Below are 22,955 nucleotides of genomic sequence, written 5' to 3' on the forward strand. Positions count from 1 at the left end.
AGGGGGTTGCCCATAATATATACAGTCCCTGCAGGCTAGTCAAATATGAGGTATACTCTTTTAGTAGTTTTTTACATAGGAGGATGATTCTTTATGGATAAACGATTAACATTTAATGAGGATGTGGAGAACTACGACAAATGGAGACCCACCTATTGCGAAGAATTATTCGAAGATATTATGGCGTATTCTCAAATTGGGCAGGGTAAAAAGGCACTTGAAATAGGGATTGGAACCGGTCAGGCAACAAGGCCTTTTTTGAACACGGGGTGTGAATTAACGGCAATTGAATTAGGAAAAGACCTCGCAGCGTACTCAAAATTAAAGTTTCAGGAATATAAAAATTTCACGGTATGCAACACTGCCTTTGAGGAATTTGAATATCCGGATGACAGTGTAGATCTAGTTTATTCCGCCACTGCATTTCATTGGATTCCTGAAGCAACAAGTTATCCAAAAGTCTCTAAATTATTGAAAACCAATGGAACACTGGCATTATTCTGGAACCGGCCGTTTGTAGCACGTGAAAATGACGAATTACATCAGAACATTCAAAGCATATATCAAAAATACAGACCTGCTAATACCAAAATAATTGAAAATGACACTGAACGATATAATTACATCTTAAAGACTATTCAAGGTTATGGATTTAGGGATGTTGTGTTTAAGTTATATCATTTAACCAGAAGATTTCCTTCGGCCGACTATATCGCATTATTGAATTCTTATTCAGACCATAGAAGTATGCCATCCGCTGCAAAAGAAGGGTTGGAGGCTGAGATTAAAGAAGCCATTATGAATTTTGGAGATGTACTAAGTGTCTATGATACTATCGACTTGTATTTAGCCAGAAAATGAGTTGTTCCCGTTTCGATTCATTAATAACTCCATATTGCTGTCCTCACAAAGTAAAAAGCCGTCCTTCCGGTTCAATCCGGTAGGAACGGCTAATTAATACTTGTTGCAGGCTATCTGCCGTCCAGCAGATTGCCCAGGCCGCCGAGGATGCTGCCCTCTTCCTTGCGTCCCGAATTGCCTGCTGCGGACAGAATGCGGTCGGCCATCCGGCTGAACGGCAGGGACTGCACCCATACCTTGCCCGGTCCGCGCAGGGTGGCGAAGAACAGGCCTTCACCGCCGAACAGCGCTGTTTTTACACCTTTGACGAATTCGATATTGTACTCCACCGATGAAGTCATAGCGACCAGACAGCCGGTGTCGAGCTTAATGGTCTCGCCTGGCTGAAGGGTCCGTTCCAGCACATAACCGCCGGAATGGACGAAGGACAGGCCGTCGCCCTCCAGCTTTTGCATAATAAAGCCTTCACCGCCGAAGAACCCTACACCCAGCTTGCGCTGGAATTCGATGCCCACCGACACCCCTTTGGCTGCGCAGAGGAATGCATCCTTCTGGCAGATGATCTTGCCGTTATACTGCTGCAGGTCAAGCGGGATGATTTTGCCCGGATAAGGGGCGGCAAAGGTTACACTCTTCCGTCCATAACCCCCGCTGTGGGTAAAGAGGGTCATGAACAGACTTTCTCCGGTCAGTATACGCTTACCCGCGCCCATCAGCTTGCCCATCAGCCCGCTACCGCGCTGGGAACCGGACCCGTCGCCAAAAATTGTCTCCATGGTGATCTCCGGGTCCATCATCATAAAGCTGCCCGCTTCCGCAATTACGCTCTCTCCGGGGTCAAGCTGCACCTCTACACACTGAATTTCTTCACCCATAATGACATAATCGATTTCGTGAGCACTCATTCCTGTTTCCTCCTAAGTGTTTGTTGAGCACAGCTCCCAGACTTCCTGCAATTCTATGATGTTTGAATGAGATATATACGTTCAGTGTAGAGCGGCGGTTCCTGATTATCAATGAAAAAGAAACAAAAAGAGGCCTGCCGGAATCTAATCCCGCTGGCCTCTCATCATGAACCCTGTGACTAAGGGTTAACTTTGCATTATTCACATCACTGTACCATCGTGCGGCTTGCCCAGCTTCGGCTGAAGCTTCGGCACTTTGTTCAGCTTCGCTCTGCCGAAAGAAGTGGTAAAGGTGATTACATAACCGGCAACAACTACGGCCATCACCGTATACAGCGTCTCCTTAACCGGCATGTAGAAAAGAGACAAGGCCAGAACAATTACATCCATCAGGATGAATACAGTACCTACCTTAATTCCTTTCCATTCACTGATCAGCAGCGATAAGATATCATCACCGCCGCTCGCCCCGCCGCCGCGCAGGACCAATCCCGCTCCTAGACCTGTCAGTACACCGGACAACAACGCCGCAAGCGGCAAGTTATCCTGCAAGTTGATCACCCATCCGGAATAGCGTTCCATCAGTCCATAGAACAGCGTGAAGGCTCCTACGGAGATGAAGGTGTTGACCACGAACGACTTTCCTTTGAATATCACTGCGATTAGAAGTACTGGAATGTCTAAGAGTAGTGTAGATAATGAAGGCGAAATTCCTAATACGTATTTGCCGAGCAGTGCCAGGCCGACAAACCCGCCCTCGGTCAAATGATTCTGATAATTAATGTGATAATAAGTAAACGCTAATAGCAAAGTTCCGGACAAAATAACGGTGAGTCTTAGCGGCAAATTTGTGCCACTGTTGTGATTCCTCATACAGGTCTCCCCTTATCGTAGATGGCGGCTTAGACGTCACCGTTGCCTCTACGAGGGTCATACCAGAGGAGCTATTCCTTCGCATACAATACTCCTTCCCAAGTGAGAGGCGGCTTCGTCAATGAACAACGTGCGCACATTCTACAGGGAAGCTAAGTATAAGACAGATCATAACGTTTCCAAATCGTCCTTTGGGGAATCGTCCTTCGGGGACACATGGTATCCTGATCCTTTCTCTAATTTAATAAGTTCTGAATAGATTATACCACGCCGCGGGTACTCTCTAAACATATTTCCAGTAAAATAGTTCACGAACTGTGTAAAATCTGTGGTTATTCCTGATTACGCAGCAAACGGTTGACCGTCTCACGCCGGACGCCGATCAATTGTCCAATTTCTTCCTGTGTTAACAGATCTGTCAGCTGTGCGCCATGCGCATATTCATTCATCCAGCGGGTCAGCAGGTCCATCCGCTCGGCCGGCGATCCAACCGTAAGATGATCCACCCGCGTCTGCATAAAACGCACCTTTTCCTGGAGCAGAAGTGCAATCTCCATTACTTTCCCCGAATTCTCACGCAGCTCGCGGTACCATTCCGCAGCCGGAATGACTTCAACCTCGCTTTTCATCATCGCGACAGCTGTTCCATGCGCCTCCTTTGGCGAAATGAGGGAATGGTGGGGAACGGTCTCGCCGGGATACAGAAGGTTAAACAGCACCATATTCCCGTTCTCATGCAGCCTTGTTACTTTAAACAGCCCGCTTTTCACCCGATACAGATAATCGCAGCTGTCACCCTGGCGGAACAAGGCTTCCCCTTTGTGCAGAATCATCTCGCTCTCTCCTTTAGCTTCACTTTATATATATTGGTCATTATACAGAAATACGCCTAAAAAATGCAGCAGACTACAACAAAAAAACTGCGGGCAGCAGAAAGTTGTCTGATGTCCCGCAGTTATTTATTGTGATTAGTGAGATTATTGTTTAGCCTGCAGCGGCTTCTTCCATAGTCCAAGAGCCAGACCGGAGATGACGGAACCGATCAGAACAGCCAGCAGGAACAGCAGCGCATTGCTGGAAAGAGCGGCGACGAAGATCCCTCCGTGCGGTGCAGGAACGTTAATATCCCACAGCTGGGTGAGTCCGCCGGCTACAGCCGAACCGATGATACAAGTGGTTAGGACACGCAGCGGATCGGCTGCCGCAAAAGGAATAGCCCCTTCGGTAATAAACGACAAGCCCAGCACATAGTTGGTTAGACCAGATTTGCGTTCGGTTTCCGTGAACTTATTCTTGAACAGCGTAGTTGCCAGTGCAATCGCCAGCGGAGGAACCATCCCTCCCGCCATTACTGCCGCCATCATCAGTCCGTTGGTATTACCGCTGGAGGTAAATACTCCAATGGCAAAGGTGTATGCTGCTTTATTGAAAGGCCCGCCCATATCAATGGCCATCATCCCGCCGAGAATGATTCCGAGGACGACCATGTTGCCAGTACCCAGATTGTTAAGGGCATCAATAAGTCCTTCATTAAGCCAGCTGAAGACCGGATCGAACAGGTAGAACATTACGGCGCCTGTAATCAGCAGCGAGAATACAGGATAGAGCAGAATCGGCTTCAGCCCGTCAAGCGTGCGCGGCAATCCGGCAAAGGCTTTGCGCAGGCCAATGACCACGTAACCGGCGAGGAAACCTGCAGCAAGTCCGCCGAGGAATCCGGCGTTGGAGTTCAGGGCCATGAGACCGCCGACCATCCCGGGCATAAGCGCCGGCCGGTCGCCGATGCTCATCGCGATGAATCCGGCGAGAATCGGAATCAGGAAGTGGAAGGCACCGTCTCCGCCGCCTATAGTCTGCAGCAGCTTCACCAGCGGATTGTCAACGCTGGCCACCTGCTCGATCAGGAAGGAAATGGCCAGCAGAATACCTCCGCCGACTACGAACGGGAGCATATGCGAAATCCCGTTCATCAGGTCCTTGTAAATTTTACTTCCGATGCTGCCGGACTTTACAGCCGAAGCTTCGTCATTGCCGCGTCCTTCACTGCGGTAGATTGGAGCATCGCCCTTCACAGCCTTACTGATCAGTTCTTCCGGCTTGCGGATACCATCACTGACCGGTCTTTGCAGTACCGGCTTACCGTTGAAACGGGCCATCTCAACATTCTTGTCGGCGGCAATAATAACGCCGCTGGCCCGGCGGATTTCATCGTCAGTCAGCACATTCTGCGCACCCTCGGAGCCGTTGGTCTCCACACGGATATTGACGCCCATTTCCAGCGCTTTTTTCTTAAGGGCATCCTCAGCCATAAAGGTGTGGGCAATCCCGGTAGGGCAAGCCGTTACAGCGACAACGAAGCTTGAAGAAGCGGGATTGCCGGTAATGATCCGCGCAGGAGCCGGTTTAGCAGCTTCTGAAGGCGCGTTAGCCTGCTCGCTGGCTTCCTGCTCAGCCTGCTTGGCATCGAATAGGGCAGCAACTTCATCCGGTGTACCTGCATTCATGAGCGCCTCTATGAATTCGCTTTCAATGAGCATCCTGGACAATGAAGCCAAGGTGCGCAAGTGCATATTTCCGGCCCCGTCCGGCACAGCAATCATAAAGAACAGCTTAGCCGGCTCTTCATCCAATGAAGCAAAATCGACACCCGTGCTGCTCTTGGCGAACACTACGGTTGCTTCATTGACCGCCTTTGTCTTGGCATGAGGCATTGCAATCCCTCCGCCGATCCCCGTGCTGGACTGGGCTTCACGTGCCAGAATCTTTTCTTTTAACAGCTTCGTGTCATTGATCCGTCCGCTGGCTGCAAGACTGGCGATCAGTTCATCAATCGCCGCTTCCTTCGTTGTGGCCTGCAGGTTCATGATCATTGTATCTTTTATCATCAGGTCTGTAATTCTCATGTTTATCAGCTCCCTATATTCCTATGAATGCCTCTTGCTTATAACTGTGAAATTTGAATCTGCGGCCGCAGCTGCTCAATAAGCTCCCCGTCCGCCAAATCATCAGAGAATGCAGTCGCACTTCCCGATGCAACACCTGTGCGGAATGCCTCCAGCACATCCCCCGTCTTGGACAACGTACCCACGAACCCGGCAATCATCGAATCCCCAGCGCCTACAGAATTCTTCACCTTGCCTGCCGGTACGTTCGCATAAAACACCCCCTGCTCTGAAATGAACAGCGCTCCTTCACCTGCCATGGATACAAGCACATGCTGCGCACCCGATTCCAGCAGCTTGCGTCCGTAAGTAATAATTTCCGCTCTGGTGCTGATAGTCACGCCAAACAATTCGGCAAGTTCATGATGATTCGGCTTGACGAGCAGCGGACCATGTATAAGCGCCTGCTTCAAGGCCTGGCCCGTCGTATCGATGACGAAATCCGCCCCCTGCTCCTTGCATACTCCGATCAGCTTGTTATAGAAGTCTTCGCCAAGCGACGGGGGGATGCTCCCGGACATGATAACGATATCTCCGGACTTGAGATTATAAAGCTTGTTCATCAGTGCATCGGCTTCTTCCATACTGATGTCCGGTCCGGCTCCGTTGATCTCGGTTTCTTCGCCGGATTTCAGCTTGATATTGATCCGGGTGTCACCACAGGCCGGAACAAAATCGCTGGAAGTGCCTTCTTCCTTCAGCCAGTCCTCAATGAACTGGCCGGTGAACCCGCCAAGGAAGCCGGTCGCTGTATTTCTGATTTTAAGCTGATTCAGCACGCGCGATACGTTGATCCCTTTGCCTCCAGGCAGTTTCAGATCACGTGTCATACGGTTTAAGCCGCCGAGCCTCAAATCTTCAACTTCCACGATATAATCAATGGAAGGATTGAGTGTCACTGTATATATCATTTTCATCCCTCATTATTGTGGTTTACTTAATCTCAGACGATGGTAAAGTCTACATCCAGCGCTTCGAGCCCGCGGATAAAGCTGTCCGGCGTGTCCGAATCCAGGATGAAATGATCGATTTCCTGCAGGTCAGCCACTTTGCAAAAGGAGACTTGCCCGATCTTGCTGTGATCCGCCAGCAGAATGGCCTGCTTGGCAACGGCAATCATTTTGCGCTTCGTGGCTGCCTCCAGCATATTCGGGGTGGAAATCCCGTCGTGCAGATCAAGTCCGTTCGTACCCAGAAATGCTTTATCCACCCGAACCATCTCCAGGGACCGTTCCGTCATCGGGCCTACGAAAGCCATTGTATCCGGCCGCAGCATGCCACCGGTAATCGACACTTCGATATTCCGGCAATCCTTCAGTTCGTTCAGGGCCATAATCGAATTGGTAATGACCTTGAGATTGGAGAAGCTCTTCAGCGCTTTGGCAATCTGCAGGGTCGTCGTTCCTCCGTCCAGCAGGATCGCGTCGCCTTCCTGAATCAGCTCCACTGCCTTACGGGCCATCCGCAGCTTCTCCTCCTGGAACCGGTCTTCCTTGTCCGGAAATGCGGCCTCAAAGTTGACACTCTGCAGCGAAACCGCTCCGCCATGTGTCCGCTTAAGCAGCCTTGCCTCCTCCAGCTCCTTCAGATCCCTGCGTACCGTCGATTCCGAGACGCCAAGCTGCTGGCTGAGCTCCTGCACGGATGCTCTCGTCTGCTGCTCCACGAACTGCACAATGCTGCGTTTTCTTTCCTCTTCAAACAGCACATTCATCACTCCTTGGATGCAGTGCGCGGGCTTATATTCCGCCAGCCATGCATCATCTATGCTTACTATAGATAATTTGCTCATTTGCTTGGATTATCATGCTCGTTATTGATCATTTGTGCTCATTTATGATTTTAACAGCGTTTTCAAAGTATGTAAAGCGCTTTTTTAATCACAAATGCGCATTTGACTCTCCTCTGTAAATATCCTCCCGATTGCCTATCTCATCTATGTAGACAATGACATATTTATAATACATATGGCGAAAAGCGGGTGAACAGGAAATGGCCTATAACAATAACGGGAATGGCAGCAGTAAGAGCAATAACAAAAGCAGCACTGGTTCCGCCAGCAATGGAAATCCGGCTGAATCTGCAGAGCTGACAGCTGACGATTATGAGATTATTGCTGCCGGGCTTTCCGTTCTTGGAGAATTCTTCGCTTTTTTAGCACTCGTCAAGGCAAAAGAAGTCACTAAGGAAACCGGGGGACAGGTAGATCTGGCGCCGGATCTGTTTATACGATCACGAAAAAAGGCGATGAAACGGAAATCCCGTCCACCGCGCTGATTTTTTATATGCAGATTCTTCCCTCAAGAGCCTGTTATACGGACTCCAGCGGAAGGGTCTGATGCTGCTCCAAGAGTTCACTAACCTGCTTGCGCTGATCCTCCGGAACATTCACGATAACCAGAATATGCTCCTGTTCAGCATGTTCCGCATACCTGGCAGCATCCTTCTTAGGGATTCCAATACTGATCAGGCTGACGGTAAGACCATCACCTTCCAGGTCTGCCCCTGCCAGCTTGCGCGCTGCCGGTCCTGCAGCCACAGCGGTATCTTCGATCATGTCCAGCCCAACCCCAAGCTCCCTGGCGGTTCCGAACAAGCCCGAATTACCATTTCCGCTCTCCGTTTTTCCAATGCCGGTATCATGGCTGATGATCTCCAGCGTATTCTTCTGTTTCGTGACGGCTGAGATTTGCTTCGCTTTAATTCCACTTTTACGCAAGGACTCAATAGCAAGCGCAGCATCGCTTCTGTGCCCGAATATGCCTATAACCAGTGTAGTCATCTGCAATCCCCTCCTGTTATTGCGATATTAACCGCCTATTTTACCGCTTAAACCAGGAGAAGGGGCTATTAGGTGCGTCATCTTGGTTGAATCAATCTCTAGTAATTCGGTTATAAAGATAGAATCGGGATTATGTTACTAGACATCCATGATCCTAACGGATACATAATGTGTAATTAGAAAATAGGAGGTGCTGCTATGCTGCAAAGTAAGTATTTTCGGACCTGTCTGTCCATTATCGCCTTCTTAACGATTCTCTATCTGGGTTCAAAGGTTTTCTTTCTGTTTAATCCTGTGCTGGCGATTCTAAATCTGCTGCTGGTGCCAATGATGCTGTCGGGATTCATGTATTATCTGCTGCGGCCGCTCGTAAAGTTTCTGGAGAAGCATAATCTGAACCGGGCACTGTCTATTCTGTTAATCTATCTCGTGTTCATCGGCCTGTTCGTGCTCTTCTGGATCCTCGTCTGGCCAACGCTGCGCGAGCAATTCCAGAATTTTATCGACAATATGCCTTACCTTGTCCAAGGAATACAAGATCAATTAAACAAGCTGCAGAGCAATCCTACCTTCTCGCGCTTTTTCAAAGGGGATACCGATCTTTCGGTGAGAGTCTCTGAATATTTGAGCAATGGCGTTACGTGGGTGACCAACTCCATGTCCAATCTTATCGGCGTCATCTCCAGCATTGTCGTCATTATAGCCACGCTGCCGGTCATTCTGTATTACATGCTCAAAGACGGGCATAAGCTGTCGCCGATTCTGCAAAGCCTGATTCCACGGAAATACCGCAAGGAGGGCCAGGTTATTCTGGAGGATATTGACAGTGCGCTGAGCGGTTTTATCGTTACCCGTGTGCTGCTGAATGTTGTCCTTGGCATCATGCTGTATATCGGTTTTTTAATTATCGGGTTGCCCTATTCACTGCTGCTCGCAGTCATCTCCATACCGCTCAACTTCATTCCTTATGTCGGTTCGCTGCTTGCCGCTGTACCGGTGGTTATCGTCGGATTCATCGAATCTCCATCGATGGCGATCTGGTCGCTCGTTATTATAGTCATTGCCCAGCAAATTCAGGATAATGTACTCTCTCCGATCATTTACGGTAAATCGCTGGATGTGCATCCGCTAACCACGGTTGTCCTTGTGCTGGTGGGTGGAGACTTCTTCGGGATTATCGGGGTATTGATTGCTCTGCCGGTCTACATGATTGCCAAAATCATCTTTTTGCGGATCTACGAGATTGTCATTGCAGAAAGGGTGGAGGAAATTCAGATCACCCCAGAGGAGAAGCTGTAGGAAAAATAAAAAGGGCAGTGCCGCTCCTTCCGGAGGGCACTGCCTTTTGTTTGGGGATCTGCTTAGCCCCGCAGGGAACGGACCACAAATAGGTGTGAGCCTTTCATCAGGTTCTGTCCGTCCTGGAGGGTAACCGAGCCTTTGGTATGCGAGATGATTACCGAGTTAAAAGCGATCAGCTGATCACCCCTCCAGACGGTTACCGCTGATTTAAAATAAACTGCGTTGTCAAACTGCTGCCGTTCTCTCATGACGTATCCGACGGAGTGTAGAACCGGGGGCAAAGCTCTCTCTTTGGGAGCGAGTGCCTTTATGAACACAATGTCACGAAAAGGTACAGCAATTTCCTGATGGCCGATAACGGCCACCGAAGCCGCAGGGTCCCATTTGCGCAGCACGCCCTTCATGATTGTGTACGGCGGTTCGCCGCAATACATAATGACAGGTCTGCCTACCCAATGCTTCATTGCTCCACCCCCTTCGCTGTGTCCTAGCTACCTATACATTCGGTATGGACCAATCTATTCCTTTCAAACCATGTGACTCCAAAAATTGATTTGCCTGTGAAAAAGGCCGGCTGCCTAAAAATCCGCGGTGTGCGGAGAACGGACTAGGATGCGGAGACTGAATGATCTTATGACGGCTCCGGTCAATGTTGGCCCCTTTTTGCTGGGCATGGCTGCCCCAGAGGATAAATACGACCGGCTCTGTCCGTTCATTCAGCTTCTCCATAATGGCACCGGTAAATGTCTCCCAGCCCAGTCCTTTATGAGAATTGGGTTGTCCTTCACGTACAGTTAAGACTGTATTAAGCATCAGCACGCCTTCTTCGGCCCAATGCAGCAATGAGCCATGATTCGGAGCCGTTACCCCTGTATCGTTATGCAGCTCCTGATATATATTGCGCAGTGAAGGCGGAATCCGCACCCCGGGCTTCACTGAAAAGCTTAACCCGTGAGCCTGGCCCGCTCCATGATAAGGGTCCTGTCCCAGTATAACGACCCGCGTCTTGCTGTAAGGCGTCAGCTTGAGTGCCGAGAACAGCAAATCCTTCGGCGGGTAGACCGTATATTCGCCGTACTCCGCATCTAACGTGTTAAGCAGCTCCTGAAAATAGGGTTTCTCTGTTTCCTGCTGCAGTACCTCATCCCAATCGTTGCCGAACATCCCCGGTCTCCTCCCGCCTTTGCCTGCTGGCAGATCTATCGTTCAACTAATATAATCTATTACCCAATTCCGGGGGCTATTTCCGCCCGTAATCCGCCTTGATCTCGCCCCACTCCTTGGTCTGCCATTTCAGGACCTTATTGTCATAGGTATTCGTCCGCAGCCAGTGTTCTGCCCGGTCAATCAGCGTCCAGATCTCCTCTGTTGAAGCATCCCGCGCCAGTGTTGTGGCTACCTTCTTCTGCTTGACCCATTTCATGGCATTGACGGAATCGCTGTAAACGGTCTTGCTGCTGCCCTCTTTTTTCAACAGCGCCAGCGCGTGAACGATCGCCAGGAACTCTCCAAGATTGTTCGTGCCTTTCTTAATCGGACCGCAGGAGAAGATAATGTCCCCGGTCTGGGTATCCACGCCCTTATATTCTACCGGACCCGGGTTGCCCCGTGTACCGACATCCACAGAGATACTGTCGTAATCAATCTCCTCCGACGTCGGAACGGAAGCGCTCCGGCTCCACGGGCTTGCCGGTTTGCCCTTAGCCCCTCCGGATGCTGCAGCACCAGTTCCCCAATTGCCTTTCCAGCCTGCCTTATAGGCGGTATCTGCTGCTGCCTTAGACTCATAGGACTTGTATTTGGCCCCCGTGTAATGATCGGTCTGGGCCTGGCATTCTGCCCAAGTGCTATATACTCCCGGCTGCTTGCCTTCCCATACTACATAATATTTCTGTTTTGCCATGATTACTGCACCCCCTGCCGCCAAAAATTCATCAGAAGAATATTGTAATCTAAACCGCGTCCAGATTGAAGTGCATTTATTGCTGCTGCCTGCAGCCCGGAGGAAAAGCTGGATAATTATTTGTGGAAGGGCTCATACTATGGCGGACTGTTCAATCCAGCACCTTGAGCGCAGTATCGATGATATTCTGCAGTTTGCTCCGATCCTGTGTCATTTTGACCATAACACGCAAGCCTACCAGCACGTTGTGAAGATAGGCTGCCATATCAGCCGGTTCATAGCTCCGCTGAAGCTCTCCGCTCTCCTGTCCGTGCCGCAGCAAACGCTCGAAGAGCCGCTCAGTGTGCAGGAAAGCATCATTCACCTTGGCTGCCGCATCCGGATCCAGATTGGAAAGCTCCACCGCAGTATTGACGAGCAGGCACCCTTTCGGTTCAATCTCTTCCCGGAGTACGGCCATTTCAAACAACAGCCGGATAGCCTCCTTGGCGGAGGACAGCCCTTCGACCCGGTTCTCCATCTTGGAAGAAAAGATTTCTGCATAACGGTCTATCACTTTCATATATAAAGTATGCTTATCGCCAAAGGTATCGTACATGCTCCGTTTATGGATTCCCATACCGGAAACCAGGTCCTGCATGGAGGTTTTCTCATAACCTTGCTGCCAGAAGATCGTCATTGCCTTTCCGAGTACGTTGTCAACATCAAACTCCTTGCTTCTAGCCATAATCATGCTCCTTTCTGGTGCTATTTTACCATTTATAGAACGTTCGGTAAATATTACTCAAAATCGTGAACTTAATCACTTCAATTCTGCACCAATCATTCTATATTAATTTTGAAGCTATTGGAATGGGTAGCCTTAACATAACTTTGTTGAAAAGAAATGAGGTGCAGCGATGCATTCGCCAGTACGCCGACTGCTTCTATCGATCCTGCTGTCTTTAGTGCTCCTTCTCTTGTCATGCAGCAGACAGGCAGCGGAGCAGAATCCGGTATTCCGGATTCAGTCCGGCCAGCATATAAAACTTCTCACGACAACAGATACACATTATTTATCCCCTCGACTAACCGATAACGGCCCGGCTTTCAGCCGTTTTCTGGCTGCGGGGGACGGTAAACAGGTCACCTACAGCGACGAAACGCTGGATACCCTGGAATACGATATCGGACTTCAGCAGCCGTCGGCAGTCATTATCAGCGGAGACCTGACCCTTAACGGGGAAAAAGCCAGCCATCAGGACTTTGCCAAGCACCTGCAGTCTATTGAGCAGCGCACCGGTACACGGGTCTATGTGATCCCCGGTAATCACGATGTGCAGAACCCTTGGGCCCGGAGCTTCGAAGGAGAGCGGCAAATTCCTGTGGACTCCGTCTCCCCCAAAGTATTCCGCAGCATTTACGGTGCTTTCGGTTATGAAGAAGCGGTGTTATCGGATAAAGATTCGCTAAGTTACCTGGCTGCCCCTTCGGATGACCTCTGGCTCCTGATGCTCGATACCAGCCAATACCGGAGCAATAAAAAACTGGGCCACCCCCAGCTGGACGGCCAGCTGTCTGCATCCACGCTGAAATGGATTGATGATTGCGGCAGACTTGCGGCAGACAGCGGAGCGCATATCCTAGCGGTCATGCATCACAGCCTGCTCGACCACAGTGAATTCATTCAGGACGGCTTCACGATTAATGACAATAATCAGGTCATCGAAACGCTTGTCCGGAACGGCATTACCACTGTTTACAGTGGACACATCCATATTCAGGATATCCGCAAGTACAGTGCAGAGGGTACGGATATCTATGATATTGCTGAAAGCGCGCTCTCCGTCTACCCGCATCAATATGGTGTTCTAACCTATTCTCCCGCAGATCAGACACTTGATTACAGCACCTCCAGGCTGAATGTGGAGCTGTGGGCAAAAGCAGCAGGAAGCACAGATTCAAACCTGCTTCACTTCAATACTTACAGCGAAGAGGCATTCCGGAAGCTGTCCGCGGACCGGAGCTATGCGCGTTTATCACAGGACAGCCGTTATGCCAACTATACGACCACCCAGCTCCAGGCCATGGCTGACGTTGTCGGTAAGCTCAATGAAATTTATTTTGCCGGGACAGCAGATTCGGATCATGCAGCCGTTCTTGCCTCGGAAGGCTACGGTCTCTGGCAGGACGCACCGGCAAGCGGATTACGGAGTTATGTTATGGGCATGGCTAAGCTAGAACAAAAGGATAATCATCACCTGCAGGTAAAATTAACCGGCCGGTAGGGTTTAAGCAACGTGAATTACGTTTAAGTAGGGTCGAGCAGAATAATTCAATAGGCTCAAAGGAGGATGACAATTCAATGTTCAAACGCATGGATGAAATCATGATTGAGATCCCCGATGTCGAGAAGCCGGACCCGAATGCTGCAGCAGCCGTACAGGAGCTTTTAGGCGGTAAGTTCGGAGAAATGTCCACCCTCAACAATTATCTGTACCAGTCCTTTAATTTCCGCTCCAAAGAAAAGCTGAAGCCCTTCTACGATCTGGTGATGAGTATTACCGCCGAGGAGCTGGGGCATGTGGAGCTGGTCTCCCACGCGGTAAATAAATGCCTTAGAGGATCCACCGAATATAAAAAACCGGATTCCACTCCCCTGGATGCCGTAAAGGATGCCCGCTTATCGTATCATTTCCTGGCCGGGGCACAGGGTGCCATGCCATTTGACTCGATGGGTAATCCCTGGACCGGTGCCAATGTCTTCAACAGCGGCAATCTTGTAGAGGACCTGCTGCATAATTTCTTCCTCGAATGCGGGGCAAGAACACATAAAATGAAAGTCTATGAAATGACTGATCATCCGGCTGCCCGCGCGGTCGTCGGTTTCCTGCTGGTCCGCGGCGGCGTCCATGTTGTGGCTTACGCCAAGGCGCTGGAAATCGCTACAGGCGTGAACGTGACCAAGCTGGTGCCGGTTCCGTCATTAAGCAATAAATCCTTCACCGAAGCCAAGAAATACGAGGAAAAAGGCGTTCATACGAAGCTATACACCTGGAGTGACCAGGATTTCAGCTCCATTGACCAGATCTGGAAAGGCACTCATCCGGAGGATGGGCTCCCGCTTGAAGTTATCGCCGGCGCACCAAAGGGCGTACCGATTCCTGAAGCCCCTGAATCCAAAGAAGAGTTCGCACCCGGCATTTCTGCCGAAGACTTTAAGGAAATAGCCAGACGGCTTAAAATGGCCGGCAACATTACGGACTAGCATATATAAGCAAAAGGGCGCCTGCCTGTGCAGGACGCCCTTTTGCTTATTGCTTCAATCATATCCGCTGACCGATCGATCGTATTCCCCCACACCCGGCTAGCTAAAACACGAGCAACAGCGAAAACTGTGGCAGCAAAGGCCGCCTCATCCTTCCTCCTTCAATACAGATTCTGCAAAAAAGATACCTCCCGTGTACGGGAAAGTATCTTGGAATGAATCAATTATCTAGGTTTCATAGCAAAAAGACGCCGCCGATTCCAGCACACCGGCAATATACCCGGATACCTCAACATGAACAGGATGGACAAGATAGGCTTCGAGGTCTTCCATCGTCTCATATTGAACAATCAGCATCAGATCGTAAGCACCGCTGCGGATATCCGTCTCCACCCGCAAATCCCGGATGTACTCTATCTTCCCTTGCATGCTGAGCAGCTTGTCCCTTGCGGCAGCAATACTCTCAGGACTGTGTTCTTTCAGCTTAATCATCAAATTATTAATGATCATCTTCCGCTTCCTCCTGCCTGATCAGCTTCAAGATTGAGCAGCGCTGATGCAGCTTCGCGCCCGTTCACCAGCAGCGTAATCCGGTGCTCTCCCGGATAATGGCGGCGGGTCGTCAAATCTGCCCAGCGGTGCGTCCGCACCGCTGATAGCCTCGAACCTCCCGGCACTGTCTTATCGGACAGCAGGAACAGCTTGCGTGAGGTTTTCCCGCCCGCCTTCACGAAGTCTATGCCGTATTCAATCCGGATACGCACGGGGTCACCTTCACGGACCGAAAGACTGTAGCGCAGCTCGCAGCTGCCGCCAATCTGCAGCACAGACGGATCTACAGACAAAGAGGCAGCAGCCACCAGCGGCATATCGTCCGTCTCGTCCGCATACCCGAATAAAGCCATAATCTCCGGGTTTGCTTGGCGGATCAGGGAGCGGCAGCCATGCCGCACAATCCAGTCCGTGTGTTCACTAACCCCCTTCCAGCGGCGTGCAATGCCTATGACCACATCCGGGTGGTCCTTGGCAATGTCGTTCAGATTGTTTGCGACACTTTTGCGCACATACAGCGAGGGGTCTGCCTTCAGCTGCTCCAGCACCGGCAGGACCGGAGACGGGTCGCGCTTGAACATCGGCAGCGCCTGGCCCCAGGGCAGGCGTGGCCGGCTGCCTTCGCTGGCCAGCCGCCGCACATGCTCATTGTCATGGCGCGACCAGACCCGCATCTGTGCCATCATGCGCTGCGGGTCACGCAGCATAAACGGCCTGACGGCAAACTCAGCCGACGATCCCGGGGTAAACCGTTCCAGCGCTGCCATCGACAGCTCCCAATGCCCTTCCCCCTGCCCGTATACCTCGACGAAATCGGGAAAGATCAGGTACGGAAAACCAGTGCACTCCCCATCTACCGCATATAGAACAGTCAACGCCTCTTCATAATCTGCTGGCAGAAAAGTTCCCAGCGTCTCCGTAATCCGCCGCATCCGGGCTTTCAGCTCCAGTTCCTCCCACGGCTCCTTCATTGCCGCCGCGACGAAATCATCCGTGTTAAACACGCTATATACCCGGGCAAGCTTCATGCCGAAGCTCCGCAGAAATCCTTCATTGTACATTGCTTTTAATGGTTCTGCCATGAGTTAATCCTCCTGCTGATTCTTCAAAACTTCTGTATGAAGCATACCATGGGAAACTGGACAGCCTTGTGTCATGTTCGTATATCAGCTTTGGAAAATCTTCTTCCGGAGACTTATACCTCCTACCGCGCAGCCCTTCCGGCGATGCCTACGCCCGGCTCATACTCTTCGTCTTCCAAGAACGGGGAGAGGCTCCAAAGCTCTGCCATGCTTATCACGTCATCCTCACCCGGCACAGGGAGCTCCTCATAATCTTCTTCGCTATACTCAGTAACGGCGCCGTCTTCATCGTTAGCTTCATCATCTTCGTAAAGATCATATCCGGCGAATATCAACCCGTTGTCTAATTCTTCCGCCGTCAGCTCCCCTTCGTCAACAATTACCTCATCAGACTCGCCCACATAGCTGTAGGCACGGATCAGCTCCCCGTCAACAGCCTTGGCCCAGGCATGGTAATCAACAACACGGTGTGTGGCGAAATAACAAGCCTCACCATACCGGCTGCTGAGCCGTTTCACCGTTTCCAGCGGATTGTCTTCTCCTGACGCGTTCAAATCCGGCATAAAAGAATTAACGGCAAGAGTCCAGCCATTAACAGCCGGTGACACAAAGTAGTACCCTTGATAGGCACCGGCCAACCCTGTCTTCCAGTTAGCCGGCTGAGGTTCATTCAAATTGAAAAACGCGGCAACCGATGCCGTATCCGCTGTCCGGATTGCATACCATTGGCATTTATAGCCGAAGCTTACCGGAGAATCCGGGCTTGGATCAAACATATGAACACTCTCCTTAGTTCAGTCTAGGTCATTTTCACAGATCTGGATTAAGATTGATCAAAAGAATGCAGCAGGATATTTCAGCTCACCCCGAAGACCGTTCAGCCCGCCTTCATGTAGCTCACATACCTGAAACACATCGTCCTCCACCGGGAACTGCAGAAGCTCCAGCCCATAGGCTCTCGCCGGTACAAAACCGAATCTGGGATAATACGAGGGATATCCGATCAGCAGGACTGCACCGAAGCCCAGCTTCGCGGCCCGTCTTTTCCCCTCTTCAATCAGCAGCCCGCCGACGCCTCTTCCCTGGTAATCCGGACGAACCGCAATCGGTGCCAGCACAATCACCTGATGTTCCCGGTCATCCTCCATTACCTTGGCTCCGCTGATCAAGACATGGCCGACAATCTCTCCCGCCTCTTCAGCAACTATGGACAGCTCCGTAATAAACTCTTCAGAAGCTCTAATTCTTTCAACCAGCTTCGCTTCATCCTCACGATTGCCGAACGCAATCTCATTCAATTGAAAGACCTGTTCATAATCCTTTACATTTTCGGTTCTAATCTGCATGCATTGCTCTCCTCGCATCATTAACTGATATCGTTAAATTGTAGTGGGAAATTCTCCTGCTAATTCATTTGTTTCTACCTAAAGACGGAATATAGTTGGAATACCTCCAGCTAATTTCACAAAAACCACTGATTTAGGCTCGTAAAGGAGAAATTAGTGGGAGGAAATCCAACTAGTATTTGACTACATCCAGTCGAGCCGAAGTTAAGGTGGAGGAAATCCCACTAATGTACTGCTGCCCAAATTCATCAGTTTAGCAGCTTTTCCACTTCTTCAATGCTCTTCTTCGCTCTGCTGTTCAGCGTTCGCTTGTCCCGCAGCCCAAGCTGCTGCAGCTCATGACCGGGGTCGATGACCAGCGGCTGGACTATGACCGCCTCCAGAATCTGCACTGCCGTGCGGCAGGCACTGAATAGCTGCTCACGGGAAATCAGCAGCTTATGGGCACGGATAATGCCAACCAGCCCCTCCGCATACATCAGCCTGACGATACTGTCCGCGCTCATGATGTTGCGGTCCGCGAACGAAACGGTTTTTTCTACGATCACCGGGTCTTGATATTGTCTGGAGAGTGTCTCCAGCCCCGCAACCGCTTCCCAGTCTCTTATAGACAACCGCTGCAGATAATCGCCCGCCAGCTCCTGGAGCCACTGCTGCTCAGTCTCCTTGGGGATGCTGTACTCTTGATAGGTCTTCAGTACACCTTCACGGTGCATCTGAACCAGGCTGCCGGAATAGCGGACAAACAGCTCACGGGCCCGCAGACATTCATCATTCATTTTTCCGCTTCCCGCCTTTCATACAAATTGTTATGTTTTCATCACTTTTGCAAAATAAAACCTGTTTTCAAAATTCACAGCCTGTCGTAAAATAATTGAAAAGCTTTTTTCGGGCAAATTGGATTCAAGCTACTTAACGGGGGGACCGGGACGATGCCGAAAACACTTGTAAAAAACATCGATTTTTTTGTTGCCGCCATGTCGCAGACCTTTGTATCCGCGCTGCAGCTTGACCCTGACGGAATGTATTCCCAGGTCGGCTACGGAATTATTGAGAAGTTCTCTGAAGAATATGTGCGTGTAAAACGATTTGACGGCTCCGTCTCGCATTATGACCGGGAAATCACGAAATTTCAGCATAACCGGGCTTAACACCTAAGTAATACTTCCCTTTCAGAGCGGATTTTCCTGCTCCTGGTATCTAATAACCTCACATGTGTCCTGGTTCAAATGCTCCGGACCGGTTTACTGGTTACATAGTATATGCGTTTCTGGCATATCCTAACTTTTACTGACCGGAAAGGATGAGCAACATGAGCGATAAGGACAAGTTCAAGGATGAACGGGGAGCAGCATTTGAGCAGATTCCGGAACCTGACCACAGCAGGCTTGGGCAAGAAGGCGCCACCGGCAAGGTAGAGGATATCGTTGGAGGCATTGTTGATAATGTGCAGGAAAGCCTGACTGGGGAGAAGGATAAGCATTCCGGGAAGGACAAGTGAGCAGTAGCCTGAAAAGGGTAACCAAGTTCCAGATAACCTGAAAGCAAACTTGTCAGCCCTTTCGCTTCCTAATAGGAAGTAGGAAGGGCATTATTCGTGTTCCGGGACGAACTGAATCTAAGAATTTCCGGTGCCAAGTCCTTACAAGTTTATTTCTTGCGTTTCCGGCAGGCTTTCCCCAGGCCCATGCTGGGCGTACTATACAAAAAGCAGACACCTGACTTCATGCACCCGCCTTTTTTGATGTTCACCCTGCTTGGTGTTAAGAGAAATTAAAGTAATAGCGGTGTTGAATATTAGACTAAGAATCCTATGTACTACACCTTCACTACAATATAAAGGGAGCTGCATGGCTGCAGCTCCTCTATCGTTCTAATATATTTGAAAATTGGAGTATTAATGTCTATCCGTTGTCCGGTTGACATGGACATCCCGGTCCCGCCGTTTCAAACCGGCCAATCCCGCTAAACCCAACAGACCCAGCAGGCCCCAGTTACCGTGATCCTCATCATCATTGTTGTCTGCAGCTTGCACTTGAGTGGTGTCAGTGTTACCAGAATTAGTGGTGCTGGTATTCTCTACTGAATCCGCAAAGGCTGCCGATGCACCAAGACTTGAAACGATGAGTACCGTCAGAAACATTGTCTTAACTTTTAACATAATGATCAGCTCCTCTAGGTGATGTTAAGTCTGATTATTATCTAACCTATGTGAGCTATGGTGAATCATTTGCAGAAAATGGGATTAAACTGAATAGCATCGAAATATTCTTCTGATAGTTGGTTACAGTTGCTTTCCGGGTCAACCCTGCAGCTGCTTCAGCTCATAAAAAGCGCCTTTGCGGCTCATCAGCTCTTCAAAGGTTCCAGCCTCTGCTACCTGCCCGTCCTTCATGACCACAATCCGGTCCGCATCGCGGATGGTCGACAGCCGGTGAGCCACGATAAAGGTGGTCCGCCCGCGCATCAGCTCCCGCATCGCTTTTTGGACAATAAACTCAGAGATGTTGTCGAGGGCAGAGGTGGCTTCATCCAGCAAAATAATCTCCGGATCACGGATCATCGCCCGGGCAATGGCAATCCGCTGGCGTTGTCCGCCTGACAGCTTGCCGCCGTGTTCCCCAATCAGTGTATCGATGCCCTGCGGCATCTGAGAGATCACATCCTGCAGATTGGCCAGCCGGATGACCTCCTCGAGCTTGCTGTCCGGTACATCCGTCAGCCCGAAGGTGATATTGCTGCGGATGGTGCCTGAGAACAGCACGGTGCTCTGCGGCACGACAGCCAGCTTCTGGCGGTACATGCGCATATCCAGCTCATCCAGCGGCCTGCCGTCCACCAATATCATGCCGCCGGTCGGCCGGTAAAATCCCACCACCATGTTAAGCACCGTAGATTTGCCCGCACCCGATTCACCCACCAGTGCGATGCATTCCCCGGGTCGGACGGTTAAATTGAAATCCTTGAGCACATGCTTGTCTGTATCTTTATAGCTGAACTGCACCTGGCGGAATTCATAAGCACCGCGCAGCGAGTCTACCGCCGCAGTTCCCTGATATTCTTCAATTTGCGTGGAGGTCAGCACCTCCGAGATCGAATAGATGGACTCAAACCCCCTGGCGAATTGCGGATATACACCCAGCAGACTGTTGATCGAGGCCAGAATCGTCGAGAAAAACCCCTGATACATGACCACATCCCCGACCTGAATCTTCCCCTGATACGCGAGTACGCAGGTGAAGCCGAGACACAGCAACTGAAACAGTGTGAACACGACCCAGCTGGAAGCCCCGAACAGCGCTTCGGTGATATCGAGCCGGTATCCTTTTCCCTTCAGCTCAGACAGCGTCGTATCCACTTTGCCGATTTCCACTTCTTCCAGCCCGTGTGCCCGGGTCACCGGGATCATCTCCACCGTTTCCGCCACCTGTCCGGACATGTTCTCAATCTGGCGGCGGAATTCACGGTTGCGGGTACGGATTTTTTTCCGGAAGAACGTAATCAGCAGGACGCCAAAAGGAATGACCAGCACGAAGAACAGGGTTACCTGCAAGCTTTTGAAGGCGGTAATGGTGATGGCGATCAGCACATTAGTTACAGCCGGGACAAAGGAATACATCATCTGCTTGGACAGTGTCTCGATAGTTTCCACATCACGCAGCACCTTGGACTGCAGCCGCCCGGCCCGCAGATCCGTATGGTAGGTCATGGACAGATGCTGGAGCTTGCGGATCAGAGTGCCGCGTAAACCCGCCTCAACCTGACGGGAAGACCGGCTCATGAAGCTGACATGCATATAGGCGGACGGAATATTCTGCACAATGACAACGGATACAATCGCCAGATCGAGCCATAGCCAATTCAGACTGCTTAAGTCCGGGCGGCTGAGATGATTAATAATATCGGCGGTAATTACGGGTATGACCCAGGTCGGAGCATGCTTAAGGATATAGAACAACAGCGAGACGAGCAGATTGATTCTCATCCCTCTGTACAGCAGCAGCAGCGTATGGAATGGGCGGTCCTTCTTGATTTCCCGGCTCATAAACAGCTGTTCAAAGTCCGGCATGCCCTCTTCTCTGCGCTCCATAATCTCCACCCCCTTTTCCGGTAATGGCTTGTGCTATGCAGCTACTTCCAGAACTCCGTCCCAGCAAAGACCTGCGCTTTATCCGGCCCAGCCTCCCCCTCCCCTGGTAAAAGGGCCCAAGGCACACGCTGCTCCCGCAGCTTATCATCATCCGCTATGCCGTATTCCCGGTAACGGACCGTTGTTTCATTGGCCGGATTGCCCCAGTAATCCCAGCCGGAGGGATGAATATGGGATCCGAGCCGGCAATTCACAAACTCCGTCCTAGCATAACCGCGCCATGGGCGTCCAAGATACACTCCGGATACACCTTCGGCAGCCGTCAGATAACATTCATCAAAAACATACCCGTAGCTCTGCCCCTGCGGAGTAGACGCTGCTGTTATGAAGCCGGACCCTTCGTTAGTGGACTTCAGGCTGCGGATTTCACAATGCTCAAAATAGGCGGCCGCTCCGCCGAAAATAAAGTCCACCGTCCCTTCGATATAACAGCCCGTGTACAGCTGGCGGCAGATTTCACGCCGCTCCTGCAGCGGGATGCCGCCGAAGGGGCCACCGTGCTTGTTGGCCGCCGGCAGCGGGCCGGTAAAGATAGTGTCCTGATGCCCCTTAAACGTACAGTTGCGGAACACTGTTTCATCGCAATGGGCATACAAGGCAAGAGCCTGCCCGATATCAGGGCCTTGCCCCGCGGTATTGACAACGATAAGGTTCTCAACAATCAGCCTGCTGCCGCCCAGAAACAGGGTCGGTGTGGCGAAGGTCCCTTGTTCTTCTCCGGTTTCATCCAGCTGCCGGGCATAGCGGTTACTCCTGATCATCACCTCTCCGATGCCGGTTATCGTCAGGTCCGACCGGTATATCCTCACATTCTCTTCATACACGCCAGCCAAAATATACAGCGTCTGGGCTTCACCCGCAGGCAGCTGCTCAAGTACATCTACCGCCTCTGTGATTGTCTGATAATCGCAGAAGGCTTCTTTTCCCACCAGCATGACTTATCCTCCCAGTCCTTATTCGCCCGTCCTTGCCGGAAATATACTACCCATTCCAGTTCCCTATTTCATCTT

At 50.8% G+C, this 22,955-nt stretch carries 26 protein-coding genes; 7 read left to right on the forward strand and 19 right to left on the reverse strand.

Annotated features, from left to right (window positions below):
* The first annotated feature begins 93 nt into the window (after positions 1 to 93).
* Positions 94 to 861 (forward strand): class I SAM-dependent methyltransferase, encoded by a 768-nt coding sequence (locus QU597_RS19900; RefSeq protein WP_310829498.1) that lies wholly within the window; start codon positions 94 to 96, stop codon positions 859 to 861.
* 110 nt (positions 862 to 971) lie between these two features.
* Here the strand turns inward: QU597_RS19900 and QU597_RS19905 are convergent, their stop codons facing one another.
* From QU597_RS19905 to QU597_RS19930, 6 genes are all read right to left on the reverse strand, one after another.
* A complete protein-coding gene (locus tag QU597_RS19905; RefSeq protein WP_310829499.1) occupies positions 972 to 1,766 on the reverse strand; it encodes a TIGR00266 family protein in 795 nt (264 codons plus the stop codon).
* Between the two features lie 201 nt (positions 1,767 to 1,967).
* Entirely contained in the window at positions 1,968 to 2,639 is a 672-nt protein-coding gene (locus QU597_RS19910) for a YitT family protein (protein WP_310829500.1), read from the reverse strand.
* Between the two features lie 332 nt (positions 2,640 to 2,971).
* Complete coding sequence (locus QU597_RS19915) at positions 2,972 to 3,472, reverse strand: Crp/Fnr family transcriptional regulator (RefSeq protein WP_310829501.1); 501 nt, start codon at positions 3,470 to 3,472, stop codon at positions 2,972 to 2,974.
* A gap of 144 nt (positions 3,473 to 3,616) precedes the next feature.
* Entirely contained in the window at positions 3,617 to 5,542 is a 1,926-nt protein-coding gene (locus QU597_RS19920; RefSeq protein WP_310829502.1) for a PTS fructose transporter subunit IIABC, read from the reverse strand.
* A gap of 38 nt (positions 5,543 to 5,580) precedes the next feature.
* On the reverse strand, positions 5,581 to 6,492 hold the full coding sequence (pfkB, locus tag QU597_RS19925; RefSeq protein ID WP_310829503.1) for a 1-phosphofructokinase: 912 nt from the start codon (positions 6,490 to 6,492) through the stop codon (positions 5,581 to 5,583).
* Between the two features lie 32 nt (positions 6,493 to 6,524).
* Positions 6,525 to 7,373: a DeoR/GlpR family DNA-binding transcription regulator gene (locus QU597_RS19930; protein WP_310829504.1), complete on the reverse strand. Its 849-nt coding sequence runs from the start codon at positions 7,371 to 7,373 to the stop codon at positions 6,525 to 6,527.
* Between the two features lie 200 nt (positions 7,374 to 7,573).
* On the opposite strand from QU597_RS19930, the gene QU597_RS19935 reads away from it, so the two are divergent.
* Complete coding sequence (locus QU597_RS19935; RefSeq protein WP_310829505.1) at positions 7,574 to 7,858, forward strand: hypothetical protein; 285 nt, start codon at positions 7,574 to 7,576, stop codon at positions 7,856 to 7,858.
* Positions 7,859 to 7,892: 34 nt separating this feature from the next.
* Here QU597_RS19935 and QU597_RS19940 read toward each other — a convergent pair whose 3' ends face one another.
* The gene (locus tag QU597_RS19940; protein WP_310829506.1) at positions 7,893 to 8,363 is read right to left on the reverse strand and encodes a general stress protein; all 471 of its coding nucleotides are present in this window, start codon (positions 8,361 to 8,363) and stop codon (positions 7,893 to 7,895) included.
* 198 nt (positions 8,364 to 8,561) lie between these two features.
* Here QU597_RS19940 and QU597_RS19945 point away from each other — a divergent pair, with 198 nt between their 5' ends.
* On the forward strand, positions 8,562 to 9,662 hold the full coding sequence (locus QU597_RS19945; RefSeq protein WP_310829507.1) for an AI-2E family transporter: 1,101 nt from the start codon (positions 8,562 to 8,564) through the stop codon (positions 9,660 to 9,662).
* A 62-nt stretch (positions 9,663 to 9,724) separates the two neighbouring features.
* Here QU597_RS19945 and QU597_RS19950 read toward each other — a convergent pair whose 3' ends face one another.
* The 4 genes from QU597_RS19950 to QU597_RS19965 all read right to left on the reverse strand — a co-directional run bounded on the left by QU597_RS19950 (position 9,725) and on the right by QU597_RS19965 (position 12,295).
* Positions 9,725 to 10,129, reverse strand: coding sequence for a hypothetical protein (locus tag QU597_RS19950; RefSeq protein ID WP_236332165.1), 405 nt, complete (start codon positions 10,127 to 10,129; stop codon positions 9,725 to 9,727).
* 31 nt (positions 10,130 to 10,160) lie between these two features.
* A complete protein-coding gene (locus QU597_RS19955) occupies positions 10,161 to 10,829 on the reverse strand; it encodes a uracil-DNA glycosylase (RefSeq protein ID WP_310829508.1) in 669 nt (222 codons plus the stop codon).
* Positions 10,830 to 10,905: 76 nt separating this feature from the next.
* On the reverse strand, positions 10,906 to 11,568 hold the full coding sequence (rnhA, locus tag QU597_RS19960) for a ribonuclease H (RefSeq protein WP_310829509.1): 663 nt from the start codon (positions 11,566 to 11,568) through the stop codon (positions 10,906 to 10,908).
* 151 nt (positions 11,569 to 11,719) lie between these two features.
* Positions 11,720 to 12,295 (reverse strand): TetR/AcrR family transcriptional regulator, encoded by a 576-nt coding sequence (locus QU597_RS19965; protein WP_310829510.1) that lies wholly within the window; start codon positions 12,293 to 12,295, stop codon positions 11,720 to 11,722.
* A gap of 172 nt (positions 12,296 to 12,467) precedes the next feature.
* Here QU597_RS19965 and QU597_RS19970 point away from each other — a divergent pair, with 172 nt between their 5' ends.
* Positions 12,468 to 13,835 carry a metallophosphoesterase gene (locus tag QU597_RS19970; protein ID WP_310829511.1) on the forward strand — a complete coding sequence of 456 codons (1,368 nt, stop codon included), beginning with the start codon at positions 12,468 to 12,470 and terminating at the stop codon, positions 13,833 to 13,835.
* 77 nt (positions 13,836 to 13,912) lie between these two features.
* Positions 13,913 to 14,815: a manganese catalase family protein gene (locus tag QU597_RS19975; RefSeq protein ID WP_310829512.1), complete on the forward strand. Its 903-nt coding sequence runs from the start codon at positions 13,913 to 13,915 to the stop codon at positions 14,813 to 14,815.
* Positions 14,816 to 15,043: 228 nt separating this feature from the next.
* Here QU597_RS19975 and QU597_RS19980 read toward each other — a convergent pair whose 3' ends face one another.
* The 5 genes from QU597_RS19980 to QU597_RS20000 form a co-directional block, all read right to left on the reverse strand.
* Positions 15,044 to 15,325 (reverse strand): Dabb family protein, encoded by a 282-nt coding sequence (locus QU597_RS19980; protein ID WP_310829513.1) that lies wholly within the window; start codon positions 15,323 to 15,325, stop codon positions 15,044 to 15,046.
* On the reverse strand, positions 15,322 to 16,449 hold the full coding sequence (locus QU597_RS19985) for a DNA alkylation repair protein (protein WP_310829514.1): 1,128 nt from the start codon (positions 16,447 to 16,449) through the stop codon (positions 15,322 to 15,324). The genes QU597_RS19980 and QU597_RS19985 overlap by 4 nt, the downstream gene beginning before the upstream one ends.
* A gap of 122 nt (positions 16,450 to 16,571) precedes the next feature.
* On the reverse strand, positions 16,572 to 17,225 hold the full coding sequence (locus QU597_RS19990) for a hypothetical protein (protein WP_310829515.1): 654 nt from the start codon (positions 17,223 to 17,225) through the stop codon (positions 16,572 to 16,574).
* A 57-nt stretch (positions 17,226 to 17,282) separates the two neighbouring features.
* Positions 17,283 to 17,795, reverse strand: coding sequence for a GNAT family N-acetyltransferase (locus tag QU597_RS19995; protein WP_310829516.1), 513 nt, complete (start codon positions 17,793 to 17,795; stop codon positions 17,283 to 17,285).
* A 248-nt stretch (positions 17,796 to 18,043) separates the two neighbouring features.
* On the reverse strand, positions 18,044 to 18,574 hold the full coding sequence (locus QU597_RS20000) for a hypothetical protein (RefSeq protein WP_310829517.1): 531 nt from the start codon (positions 18,572 to 18,574) through the stop codon (positions 18,044 to 18,046).
* Positions 18,575 to 18,727: 153 nt separating this feature from the next.
* Between QU597_RS20000 and QU597_RS20005 the strand changes: the two genes are divergently transcribed.
* Together QU597_RS20005 and QU597_RS20010 are read left to right on the forward strand one after the other, a co-directional pair.
* Positions 18,728 to 18,946 (forward strand): hypothetical protein, encoded by a 219-nt coding sequence (locus tag QU597_RS20005; protein WP_054941569.1) that lies wholly within the window; start codon positions 18,728 to 18,730, stop codon positions 18,944 to 18,946.
* Between the two features lie 161 nt (positions 18,947 to 19,107).
* Entirely contained in the window at positions 19,108 to 19,296 is a 189-nt protein-coding gene (locus QU597_RS20010; RefSeq protein WP_310829518.1) for a hypothetical protein, read from the forward strand.
* A gap of 396 nt (positions 19,297 to 19,692) precedes the next feature.
* Here the strand turns inward: QU597_RS20010 and QU597_RS20015 are convergent, their stop codons facing one another.
* From QU597_RS20015 to QU597_RS20025, 3 genes are all read right to left on the reverse strand, one after another.
* On the reverse strand, positions 19,693 to 19,956 hold the full coding sequence (locus QU597_RS20015; protein WP_310829519.1) for a WGxxGxxG family protein: 264 nt from the start codon (positions 19,954 to 19,956) through the stop codon (positions 19,693 to 19,695).
* Between the two features lie 141 nt (positions 19,957 to 20,097).
* A complete protein-coding gene (locus QU597_RS20020) occupies positions 20,098 to 21,885 on the reverse strand; it encodes an ABC transporter ATP-binding protein (protein ID WP_310829520.1) in 1,788 nt (595 codons plus the stop codon).
* A 41-nt stretch (positions 21,886 to 21,926) separates the two neighbouring features.
* On the reverse strand, positions 21,927 to 22,880 hold the full coding sequence (locus QU597_RS20025) for a pectinesterase family protein (RefSeq protein ID WP_310829521.1): 954 nt from the start codon (positions 22,878 to 22,880) through the stop codon (positions 21,927 to 21,929).
* Between the last annotated feature and the right edge of the window lie 75 nt (positions 22,881 to 22,955).

Origin of the sequence: Paenibacillus pedocola (assembly GCF_031599675.1) — a bacterium.
GTDB lineage: Bacteria > Bacillota > Bacilli > Paenibacillales > Paenibacillaceae > Paenibacillus_AQ > Paenibacillus_AQ pedocola.